The organism is Streptomyces sp. NPDC051172, assembly GCF_040682555.1.
Lineage (GTDB): Bacteria > Actinomycetota > Actinomycetes > Streptomycetales > Streptomycetaceae > Streptomyces.
Window position 1 is genome coordinate 1 of sequence record NZ_JBFBBE010000200.1, and the last position, 10,695, is coordinate 10,695.

Annotated in this window: 8 protein-coding genes, 1 tRNA gene and 1 riboswitch; of the genes, 3 read left to right on the forward strand and 6 right to left on the reverse strand. The window is 71.5% G+C overall.

The genetic code is table 11. The annotated features are described in order from the left end of the window. Nucleotides 1–70 precede the first annotated feature (70 nt). The 3 genes from AB0N07_RS48150 to AB0N07_RS48160 all read right to left on the reverse strand — a co-directional run bounded on the left by AB0N07_RS48150 (nt 71) and on the right by AB0N07_RS48160 (nt 1,208). A complete protein-coding gene (locus AB0N07_RS48150) occupies nt 71–643 on the reverse strand; it encodes a helix-turn-helix transcriptional regulator (protein WP_365846894.1) in 573 nt (190 codons plus the stop codon). After that, nucleotides 643–951: a helix-turn-helix transcriptional regulator gene (locus AB0N07_RS48155; protein WP_365846896.1), complete on the reverse strand. Its 309-nt coding sequence runs from the start codon at nt 949–951 to the stop codon at nt 643–645. Before AB0N07_RS48155 ends, AB0N07_RS48150 begins: the two co-directional genes overlap by 1 nt. Before the next feature lie 180 nt (nt 952–1,131). Further along, a tRNA-Trp gene (locus AB0N07_RS48160) sits at nt 1,132–1,208 on the reverse strand. Between the two features lie 114 nt (nt 1,209–1,322). Here AB0N07_RS48160 and AB0N07_RS48165 point away from each other — a divergent pair. Next, complete coding sequence (locus AB0N07_RS48165) at nt 1,323–2,789, forward strand: amidase (protein WP_365846898.1); 1,467 nt, start codon at nt 1,323–1,325, stop codon at nt 2,787–2,789. Nucleotides 2,790–2,824: 35 nt separating this feature from the next. On the opposite strand, the gene AB0N07_RS48170 is transcribed toward AB0N07_RS48165, so the two are convergent. Further along, entirely contained in the window at nt 2,825–4,111 is a 1,287-nt protein-coding gene (locus AB0N07_RS48170; RefSeq protein ID WP_365846899.1) for a divalent metal cation transporter, read from the reverse strand. After that, entirely contained in the window at nt 4,108–5,454 is a 1,347-nt protein-coding gene (locus AB0N07_RS48175; protein WP_365846901.1) for a CBS domain-containing protein, read from the reverse strand. Before AB0N07_RS48175 ends, AB0N07_RS48170 begins: the two co-directional genes overlap by 4 nt. Before the next feature lie 317 nt (nt 5,455–5,771). Then, nucleotides 5,772–5,951: riboswitch (M-box (ykoK) riboswitch) on the reverse strand. Between the two features lie 258 nt (nt 5,952–6,209). Between AB0N07_RS48175 and AB0N07_RS48180 the strand changes: the two genes are divergently transcribed. Then, complete coding sequence (locus AB0N07_RS48180) at nt 6,210–6,872, forward strand: hypothetical protein (protein WP_365846903.1); 663 nt, start codon at nt 6,210–6,212, stop codon at nt 6,870–6,872. A gap of 74 nt (nt 6,873–6,946) precedes the next feature. Here the strand turns inward: AB0N07_RS48180 and AB0N07_RS48185 are convergent, their stop codons facing one another. Continuing rightward, nucleotides 6,947–7,639, reverse strand: a complete 693-nt coding sequence (locus AB0N07_RS48185) for a HAMP domain-containing sensor histidine kinase (protein ID WP_365846905.1) — start codon at nt 7,637–7,639, stop codon at nt 6,947–6,949. 1,136 nt (nt 7,640–8,775) lie between these two features. Here AB0N07_RS48185 and AB0N07_RS48190 point away from each other — a divergent pair. Then, a complete protein-coding gene (locus AB0N07_RS48190) occupies nt 8,776–10,620 on the forward strand; it encodes a phosphatidylglycerol lysyltransferase domain-containing protein (protein WP_365846907.1) in 1,845 nt (614 codons plus the stop codon). Nucleotides 10,621–10,695 lie beyond the last annotated feature (75 nt).

Below are 10,695 nucleotides of genomic sequence, written 5' to 3' on the forward strand. Positions count from 1 at the left end.
CACAAGACCGGCCCCGCCACCTACGCCCTCGCCTGCTGACCCGACACGCTCGACACCGACCAGAAGATCCTTAACTTCCCGGCCTTGGCCCTTGCCGGCCGGGAGATTGTGCAGGCGAGGTTTCCGTGCGCTCGGCAGGCCTCTGCGGCGCCGCGGGCTCGCTCGACTCCACGGGCGTGGCGGCGTGGCACTCGGCGGGGTCCAGGTGCTGGGGGAAGCCCGCAACCTGGTGGCGGGCGGGCTGCCCGCACAGGACACACGGCTCGGGGGTGGCGAGCACGTCGATGTCGTCGTGCTGGTCGGCGGACTGCTCGGCATCCGCGCGAGCCTCGTCCTCCGGCTCCCGGGGCGGTGCTTCCTCGGCCGCATTGCCTGCCTTGGCGGCCAGTTTGGTCCTCGCTCCCTCGAGGAAGTACGCGTACTTCTCCCGCACTTCGCCGCTCGGATCGCGTCCGGACTCCCAGCCCCCTACCGTGGACGGGCTGACCCCGAGGGCCTGCGCGAGCTGGGTACGTGAGACGTTCAGCTCCTCGCGCAGGGCGCGCCGCTCCTCGCGCAGAGCGCGCCGCTCCTCGACTGGAGGCAGCGCCACCTCCTTCTTGGCGCCGGCGAGCAGGGCGTCGATCGCGCCGAAGTCCGTCATCACACGCCTCCTTCGACGGCTGCGGGGCGTGGAGTGCCGGCCGGGCGGCCGGAAACGCGGCGGCGCGCGGCAGGCATTGCCTCCGTGGCCCGGGTGGGTCCCGCCAGGAGTTCCAGGACGTCGATGCCGTAGTGCGCGGCGACCACCTCGCAGTCGGTCAGACTCCAGGCGGCGGTACCGGACTGACGTCGGCTCACCTGGGCCTGGCTCACCCCCAGAGCGGCGGCCAGCTCGGTCTGCGACTCGCCGGCCGCATGCAGAAGCGCCGCCACCGCCGATCGCACCCGCTCTTCAAGGCTCATACCCATGATGCCGACTCTATCGCGCAGGGCTCATGCACCATACGCATATCGCATTACTGGAGTGTCACGGGGCGACTGAGGCGTGGGTCCGCCGCCAAAAACGAATTCTTTTGCAGGGCGTATTACGAGCGGGCCCGCAGCATGGCGAGACGGTGCAGTGGGCGCGGGCCGCGACGGCATGATCAGTGGCAGGGGAGACAGGATTCGAACCTGCGGCATCCGGTTTTGGAGACCGGCGCTCTGGCCAGCTGAGCTACACCCCTTTGTGGAGGACAGCTTGGCACGACCAGCAGGCCATTCGCCAAGGGATTTCCGCTGACCGCCTTGCGGGGAGCGGCATTTCATGGCCTCACTCGGACACCGATACGGTCCGATTCATGGAGTGGAATTTTCTGACGGCCGAAAAGCTCATGGCTGCCCTGCGTGCCGGTGAAGTGACCTCGGTGGAACTGACCGACGAGGCGATCGCCCGTATTGAGCGGGACGACAAGGCGGTCAACGCGATCTGTGTGCCGGACTTCGACCGTGCGCGGGCCGCCGCGCGCGACGCGGACCAGGCCCGCGCCCGCGGGGAGGACCGGCCGCTGCTCGGCGTTCCGGTGACGGTCAAGGAGTCCTACAACATCGCCGGGCTGCCCACGACCTGGGGCATACCGCCGCACCGGGACTACACGCCGACGGAGGACGCGGTGCAGGTGTCGCGGCTCAAGGCCGCAGGCGCGGTGGTGCTCGGCAAGACCAATGTGCCCCTGCGACTGCAGGATGTGCAGAGCTTCAACGAGATCTACGGCACCACCAACAACCCGTGGGATCACGGCCGTACGCCGGGTGGATCCTCCGGCGGATCAGCGGCCGCCCTGGCGTGCGGATTCGGCGCGCTGTCCATCGGCTCCGACATCGGTGGTTCACTGCGCACCCCCGCGCATTTCTGCGGTGTCTACGCCCACAAGCCGACCGTCGGGCTGGCGGCGACCCGCGGCATGGTCCCGCCGCCCACGCCGGCATTGCCGGCCGAGCCCGACCTCGCTGTCGTCGGTCCGATGGCGCGCAGCGCCCGCGACCTCACGCTTCTGCTCGACGTCATGGCCGGTCCTGACCCGCTGACGCTCGGTGTGGCGCACGACTTGCGGCTGCCGCCCGCGCGCCACGAGCGGCTCAGCGACTTCCGGGTCCTGGTGCTCGACGAGCATCCGCTCATTGCGACCGGGTCCGCTGTGCGTGCGGGCGTGAACCGGGTGGCCGACGCGCTTGCCGAGGCCGGCGCCCGCGTCGAACGGCACAGTCCGCTGCTGCCGAGTCTCACCGAAGCCGCCGAGATCTACATGCACTTGCTGTTCTCGAACTCCGCCGCGCGTTTGCCCGTCGAAACGTACGAGGAGCTGCGAACCCATGTTGCCGGACTGAGCGCGGACGACCGGAGTCTCGATGCGGCGCGGCTGCGCGGCATGGCGTTCAGCCACCGCGACTGGATGGAGGCGAGCCACCGCCGTGAATTGCACCGCCACGGCTGGCGGCAGGTCTTCGCCGAGTTCGACGCCGTGGTGTGTCCCGTCACGCCCACTCCGGCATTCCCGCACGATCAGAATCCCGATCTGATGGGTCGCCGACTCGACATCGACGGCGTCGAGTACCCGTACTTGGACCAGCTCGTCTGGGCCGGTCTGGCCACCATGCCCGGCCTGCCCGCCACCGCCGTACCCGCGGGCCGGTCCCCCGGGGGTCTGCCGGTGGGCGTGCAGCTCGTCGGTCCGATGTTCGAGGACCGCACCCCGCTGCGACTGGCCGAACTGCTCGAGCCGAAGCTCGGCGGCTTCCAGGCACCGGAGCAGTCCGAAAGCTCGTAGTCCTGGTGCGCGACGCCTGACGTCCCCGGTGGGCGTCAGGCGAGGCCGAACCAGCCGAGCACTGTCTGGAGCAGAAGGATGGTGGACATGGCGCCGACTCCGACGACCACGGCGGTGGCCGCGATGCGGTAGCGGGGACCGTTGGCGGCAGGTCCGAGGACGGAGCGGCGGTTGGTCAGCACCAGGAGGTACACCAGGACGATGGGGCTGATCAGGCCCTGGAGGACCTGGGTGCCGATGAGGAGTTGGATGACGTCGACGGGTGTCATGGCGACCGTGGCGCCGAGCACGATCTGGGCGGTGAACAGGCCCAGGAACAGCGGGGCGTCGCGGAAGCTGCGGGAGACGGAGCGTTCCACACCGGCGGCCTCGCCGATGGCGTAGCTGGCGGAGAGGGGAACCACGGCTCCGGCCAGGGCGGAGGCGCCGATCAGGCCGAGGGCGAAGAGGAGTTCCGCGTTCTGGCCGGCGACCGGTTTGAGTGCCTCGGCGGCCTGGGCGGCGGAGTTCAGCGGACCGGTTCCGCCGATGGCGGAGGCGGTGGCGATGATGATGGTCAGGCTGATGATGCAGGCGAAGACGGCGCCGAGGATCGCGTCGGCGCGGATGAGGGGGTAGTCGGCGGGCTTGGCGCCCCGGTCGACGACGCCTGCGGCGGCGTAGAACTGCATGTACGGGCTGACGGTCGTACCGATCAAGGCGACCGCCAGGAGGATGAAGTCCTTGCTCGGCTCGACGTGCGGGACCACCAGGTGGTGGCCTACGGCGCCCCAGTCGGGGTGGCCGAGGATCATCGCGATCGGGTAGGCGAAGAAGGCCAGCGACATGATCAGGAACATGCGTTCGGCCCAGTGGTAGGAGCCGAACAGCACGAGGGCCCACAGGAGGATCGCGGCGGGTGGGATGACCGCCCATTTGGGGACGCCGAGGAGTTCGAAAGCGGCGCCGATGCCCGCGAACTCACTGACCACCAGGCCGGTGTTGGCCAGCAGCAGGCAGAACACGGCCAGTGCGCTCAGGCGGAGGCTGAACTGCTCGCGGATCAGGGCGCCGAGGCCCTTGCCGGTGTGGGCGCCGAGGCGTACGGCCATCTCCTGCACCATGACCAGGGCGATGGTGACCAGCACCATGAAGAACAGGGTGCCGTAGGTGAATTGGGCGCCCGCCGAGGCGTAGGTGGCGATGCCGGCGGCGTCGTTGCCGGCGTTCGCGGCGACCAGGCCGGGGCCGGCGATCGCCGCGACCAGGGTGATGCGGCGCCAGCCGGTGCGGCGCGCGGGGGCTTCCGGGGTGGCGAGGGTGGTGTCGAGGTCGCGGGTCACTGCAGGAACCTCCGGAAGTGCAGGCGCCCGCGTTCGGGCAGCAGGGCGTCGAGCAGGTCGTCGGCCAGGATCCGGCCGAGCGGGCGGTCACCGTCGTCGACCACCAGGAGGGAGGACGCGCGGGCCGCGACCAACTGGTCGGCGGCGTCGGACAGCGGGGTGTCCGCGTGCACGGTGACGGGCGGGCCGAACTGGGCCCGCCAGGTCACCAGGTCGGCGACCGGGGCCGTGTCCTCGGCCACCGCCAGGTCGAAGAGGGGGATGTCGCACAGGACCCGGCCCTCGTCGTCGACGACGGCGACGGCGTCGACCTCGGTGCGGTGCTCGACCTGTTCGGCCAGCAGTGCCCGCATGTCGGCGACGGTCGCGTCGCGGCGGGCGGTGACCAGCAGGGTGGTCATGGCGCCGCCCGCCGTGCCCTCGCGGTGGGTCAGCAGCCGCCGCAGCTCGGCCGCCTCCCCCTTCGGCATACGGGTCAGCAGCGCCTCGCGCTCCTCGCCGGTGAGGTCGCGCAGGGCGTCGGTGGCCTCGTCCGGCTCCATCTCGTCCACCAGCCGGGCGGCGTGTTCCGGCTTGGCCTCGCGCAGCAGGTTCTCCAGTTCGGCCGGTTCCATCTCCTCCAGTGCGTCGGCGGCCTGCTCCGGATCCAGCCAGCCCAGCAGCTGCTGGCGCTCTGCACGGCCCAGGTCTTCGAGGATGTCGGCCAGATCGGCCGGGCGCAGCCGGTGCAGTGCGGTCCTGGAGGCGCGCAGCCGCACCTCGGGCGGCCCTTCGGTGGCCTGTTCGGCGAAGGGGGCCACCGACTGCCAGTCCAGCACCCGCTCCGGAGTCGGCCTCGCCTGCCAGCGGCGTGGGCCGAGGCGGCGCAGCAGGGTGGGCAGCGAGACGTCCACCCCGACGAGCACGACCTGGTCGACCAGGGGCGCCAGATACAGGTCGGCGGCGCGGGTGACCTGGACCCCGTCCACGTCGACCAGCTGGTGGTCGAGGACGTCCTTGGCCAGCAGCGCCTCGCCCGGGCGGCGGGCGAAGTCACGCAGATCGACCCGCGCGGTGCGCAGCCGTACGTGCCCCGCCTGGAACTTGCCGACGGCGTCGGCAGGCAGGAAGGTCCGCCGTCGGCCGATGCGCAGGATCAGCCCCGTGACGGGCGGGTAGGGCTCCGGCCCGTACAGCCGGGCGACGACGTCGACGACGCGCCCGACCTCGTCGCCGGACTGGTTGGTGACCGGACCTCCGACGAGTCCGGCGAGCGACACCAGTGACGTACGCACCGCCTTGGACGCGGTGGCACGGCGTTCCAGAGTGACCCGCCGGTCGCGCAGGCGGGCCGAGGTGGACATGAGCAGAGTGTGGGCAGCCAAGACGAACACCCCCTTGCCCCACCATGGCGGGGCACCGGGCGGCCCTGGGCAGCGCGCCTCCCCCCGATCCGTCGGCACACGGCACGACGACGGCACGCCGACGCTCGGCCCGGCAGAGCCGATGTGCGGCAGCAGTCAGGGAAGGACGGGCTGTCCGAGGCCACGGAAGGACAGCGCGGACAACACGGAGGAGGGCCGACTATGGCCCGGACTACTGTCCATCTCGCCTCCTCCCGGTCCCGGCCGCGCAACGGGCGCAGCCATACGGCAAGGGGCAACCGGGAGCACTCGGCTCCGCCGCACCCCAACTCGTCAGAGCTTTGGCACTCCACGGCGTGATCCCCCGCGAACGGGCGGTGGAAGCCACTTGGGGTCACCCCTTGGGCCGGGGAGACCTGTCCTGATCCGGAGCGTCTCTCGACGGGTGGGATCAGTGGCCTGTGTCCGTGAAGACGCCTCACCGAACGAGGTGTCTGGTCAAACCGCTCACAGAATACGCCTGCCGCGACACGACTTTCCCGCCCATGACCGGCCCTTGACCATGCCTGTGACCTACGCAACCAGATCGAGCGCGACGAGCGGCGCCTCGAAGTCCCAGCCGGGTCTCCTCCACAGCGCTCGGATACCGTCGGGCTACGCATGTCACCCCGTCTCCCCGCAAAACCCTACACACTGTAGGGTGCAGGCTGCCCGTCGATTCGGCCCGGCGGCGGTGAGTCGAGGACGGGGGACCCGTGAAAGAGCCTGACACTCTGTCACCGGTGGGTGTGGCTGCCTTCGAGGAGATCCTGGACCAGGCCCTGGACTCGGCCGAGCTCTCGGACGCGATCGGCTGCGCCGTCACAGGACCGACCCGCGGGCGACTTCGGGCCGAAGCCCTGAAGGCGCGGGGCCTCATAGCCGGTGCCGCCGCCGTCGAGTACGACCGCTATCTGCGGTTGTGGGCCTCTGCCGTCGAGGCCGAGCACGGGCGACGGCGCGACGACGACTCGACTGCTGCTGCACGCGAGGACGGTGGCGGGCTGCTGGCGACGCTGGCGGTGCTGGTGCCGAGCCTCGGAGCCGTTGCCGCGGGCGTGTTCCTGCTGACCGGGTTCAGCCTGCATGCCCTGGACGCCCGCCCGCACTTGGGCGACGGGCTCATCGCGGTGGGCGTGGTCGCCGCCGCCGTGGCGGCAGGGGCGACCCTGGGTGATCTGGCGTGGCTGCTGACGACGGCGGCCCGCAACCGCGCACCCGCCGACCACTCGGAGCCACCCGATGGGAACACCACGGTGAGTCAGGCGCAGGAAGCCTGGCGGCTGGCCCTGCTGGAGCGGGGGCTGCTTCCCTTCCTGCTCGCCCGCCTGGACGCGGCGGGCCCACCCCAAGCCGGGAGCGCTGACCAGCAGGGGTGACCCATGCCGGGGCCCGGCCGGGCGGCGCGATTGGCGCGGCGGTGGCGTCGCTCCCTGGAGTGGACCTCCACCGGTCAGCGGGCCCTCGCTGTTGCCCGCATCGCGCGCTTCGGGCCGTTCCCCGGCCGTGACCGTCCGCCGGTCACGGGCCGCAGCCGGACGCGGGCGTCCAGGCCACCGCCGGACGCGGCGTCGAGGGTGACCTCACCGCCGGAGGCGTGGACGAGGTGGCGGACGACGGGCAGACCGAGGCCGGTGCCGCCGTGGTGGGAGTCGGAGGAGCGCCAGAAGCGGTCGAAGGCACGTGCGCGGTCGGCCTCGCTCATCCCGGGCCCCTGGTCGACGACATGGAATTCGGTGCCGGGGGTGCGGGCGAGAGTGATGGTGGTGCCGGACGGCGACAGGCGCAGGGCGTTGGCGACCAGGTCGTCGATGATCTGCTCCAACGCGCCTGGTATCGCCCACACTTGGCCCAGCGGCAGGCCGGTCACGTCGACGGCGACGTATTGTTCGGCGGCGAGCGGCTCCCACATCGCGGCCCGCTCGGCCAGTACGCCGTCCAGGTCGACCGGTTCAGGGGTGGTCGCGGTGTTCTCCAGCCGGGCCAGTGCCAGCAGGCCGTGGACCATGCGGCCGAGGCGCTCGACCTCGCCGACGGCCTCCTCGAGGCCGGCGTGGGTGCGGCGGTCCAGGTAGGGCTCGAAGTTCCCAGCAAGTGGAGAGCGGGAGACCGGGAAACCGCCAATGTTTCGGCTGAAGGCCCGCAAGCGCCCCCTGACCGGTCGTCGCCACACCGTCACCGCTGTGCTCGCGGCCACCGTGCTGATCGGTGGCGCCGGTGCCGCGACCGCGGGCACTCGTCACGAGGACCGCGACGACCACGCCCACGACGGGACGTACGACAGCTCCGAGCCGGGCCGTCCAGGCCGGCCGGAGCGTACCGGGCGCCGGTGTGCCCGGGGCGAATCCGCTGCGCAGCCCGTCGCGGTGGTACGTCGTCCGGTCCGGCTGCCCGGCGGCGCCGCCGACCGGCTCCGCGGGGCAGCGAACGCGGGGCCGGCCCGGGGCTGTCGTCCCCCGTCGAACACCCCGTGCGGGCGGCAGACCGCCGCACCCTCACCGTCGCCCCTCTGCCGTCGAGGAGATCGAGACGTGTCTCCTCGCCTCCCCTCGTGACAGCGGGTTGGCCAAAGGAGCACCAAGGGACGGTCAAGGTGACCGCCAGATCCACCCGCACAGACAACCCCCACCGGCAGCCTGTCGTCCTCAACTGCGCGAAGGTGAACAGGCCGGCCACCGGGGCCGGCCATCTTTCGCCGTCCCGGCCGCACCTCATCAGTCCTACAAGATGTAGGGTGCTCTCGCCCTACAAGGCGTAGGGTGGGGTGGACGGCAAGCACGCGGGAAGAGAGATGAACGAAGTACCGCGCACCGATCATGGCTGCCGGCCGGGGGGATCCGCAGGGCACCCTCAGGAGCGGCGCTCCGAGCGCGAGGCGGAGAGCAAGGTGTTTGCCACCCTGTCGGCCTCGGCCAGGGAGCTGACCGCGGTCGAGATCCGGGCCGAGATCGGCTCTCCGTCCGGCGAAACCGTACACGGCGCGCTCGACCGTATCCAGGCGCAGGGGCTCGTCCGGTCCGGTTCCGGAGCCGCCGACGCCCATACGCCGGTGAGGGACCTCACCGAGGCGACCTCACGGCTCATGCGGCAGGCCCTCGACCACCAGCCCCCCGGCCGATGCACCAGCTTCGGGCAACCATCTCCGCCCCGGGCGCCGCAGGCCTCCGGCTGGCATTCGTTCGGACTACGCGGTAGAAGGGGTCGGGCACGCGACGGCCCTCTGCCGCGCCCCGTCCCCACCCGTACCGATCCCACCGCCCACTCCCCAAGGTGACCCCAGTCATGACCGCCCAGCAGCAGTCGGCCCTGATCCCCCGCCGGCGCTCCACCACCGAACAACCGCCCGCCCCCTCCCGGCTGCGGGCGCGGGCAGCCGCATTCACCGTCTGGTATCTGCGGCTGATCGCCCTGCTCAACATCGCGGCGGTCGTGTCCGTGCCGTTCCGGCGCGAGGTCGACGAGCACAACACCGGCAGGATCTACGCCTCCCACACGGCTCACCGGTTCCATGCACACCACGCGGGGGAGTACTTCACTCCGTACCTGGCCACCGCCGGCCTGGTCTCGGCCGCGCTCGCGATCTTCCTGTCGCTGGTGATGCGGCGCAGGAAGCGGGCCGCCTGGACGGTCAACATGGCCCTTGCCGGGCCGCTCTTCGCGCTGTACCTCGTCGCACTCACCCAGAACCCGTTCCGGGCGCACGTCTTCAACTGGGGGTCGGCCCTGATCACCGGCCTGTTCGTGGCCGCGCTGCTGATCGGGCGCCGGGAGTTCGAGGCGGTCGGGGACCGGTCCAACCCGAAGCTGGCGCTCGCCTTCGGAGCGGGCGGCATCCTGGTCAGCGGCACCATCGGCACGCTGCTGGTCGGCGCGACCAACAAACTCCACGGTGCCACGCTGTTCGACAAGGTCGCGTACACGCTGCTGCGGGGCATCAGCGTCGGCCCGCTCGCCGATCGCGTGCATGCCGTACAGGCGCCCCGCTGGGTGGACGTCATCGTCAACCTCATGGTCGCGGCGACCTTCTGCCTCGTCCTGTACGTCTGCTTCCGCTCGCCCCGTGGCCGGGACCTGCTCGGCGCGGAGGACGAGGAGCGGCTGCGCGCGCTGCTCGACCGGCACGGCGAGCGCGACTCCCTCGGCTACTTCGTGCTCCGCCGCGACAAGGCGGTCATCTGGTCGCCGACCGGCAAGGCCGCCGTCGCCTACCGCGTGATCGGCGGCGTCACCCTCGCCTCCGGCGACCCGATCGGCGACCCGGAGGCGTGGCCCGGCGCCATCGACGCCTGGCTCGCCGAGGCCCGCCGCCACGCCTGGACGCCCGCCGTGATGGGCGCGAGCGAGGAGGCCGGCACGATCTACGCCCGACACGGCCTGGACGCCCTCGAGCTCGGCGACGAGGCCATCGTGGACGTCACCGAGTTCACCCTCGAGGGCCGCGCCATGCGCGTCGTACGCCAGGCGCACAACCGGGTGCGGCGGGCCGGGTACACCGTGCGTATGCGCCGCCACGCCGACATCCCCGACGCCGAGATGGCCACGCTGGTCGAACGCGCCGACCAGTGGCGCGACGGTGCCACCGAGCGCGGCTTCTCCATGGCGCTCGGCCGGCTCGGCGACCCCGGCGACGGAAGCTGCGTGATGCTGGAGTGCCACGACGCCGAAGGCGAGTTGCGGGCGCTGCTGAGCTTCGTTCCCTGGGGCGAGCACGGGCTGTCCCTTGACCTCATGCGCCGCGACCGGGACGGCGAGAACGGCCTGATGGAGTTCATGGTCGTCGAACTGCTGCTGCGCGCCGAGGAGTTGGGTGTACGGCGGGTGTCGCTGAACTTCGCCATGTTCCGCGCCGTCTTCGAACGCGGCGCACGCCTCGGCGCCGGACCGGTGCTCCGGCTGTGGCGCTCCATCCTCACCTTCTTCTCCCGCTGGTGGCAGATCGAGTCCCTCTACCGCGCCAACGCCAAGTACCGACCGGTCTGGGAGCCCCGCTTCCTGCTGTTCGAGAAGACGGCAGACCTGCCGCGCATCGGCATCGCCAGCGCCGCAGCGGAGGGCTTCCTCACCCCGCCGCGTCTGCCCCAGCTCAGGAGGAACCAGCCCGCTCCGGGAGTTCGTCAGCAGGCCTGACCCCCACAGGAGGAGCGGGCGCTGCGTGACCTTTCTCGGCAAGCAGCCATGAGCGCGGGCGGCCGACACCGGCCG

Excerpts from the sequence above, each read along its gene's own strand:
- AB0N07_RS48150 (WP_365846894.1), bottom strand. The coding sequence starts at position 643 with ATGACGGACTTCGGCGCGATCGACGCCCTGCTCGCCGGCGCCAAGAAG.
- AB0N07_RS48155 (WP_365846896.1), bottom strand. The coding sequence starts at position 951 with ATGGGTATGAGCCTTGAAGAGCGGGTGCGATCGGCGGTGGCGGCGCTT.
- AB0N07_RS48165 (WP_365846898.1), top strand. The coding sequence starts at position 1,323 with ATGGAGTGGAATTTTCTGACGGCCGAAAAGCTCATGGCTGCCCTGCGT.
- AB0N07_RS48175 (WP_365846901.1), bottom strand. The coding sequence starts at position 5,454 with ATGTCCACCTCGGCCCGCCTGCGCGACCGGCGGGTCACTCTGGAACGC.
- AB0N07_RS48190 (WP_365846907.1), top strand. The coding sequence starts at position 8,776 with ATGACCGCCCAGCAGCAGTCGGCCCTGATCCCCCGCCGGCGCTCCACC.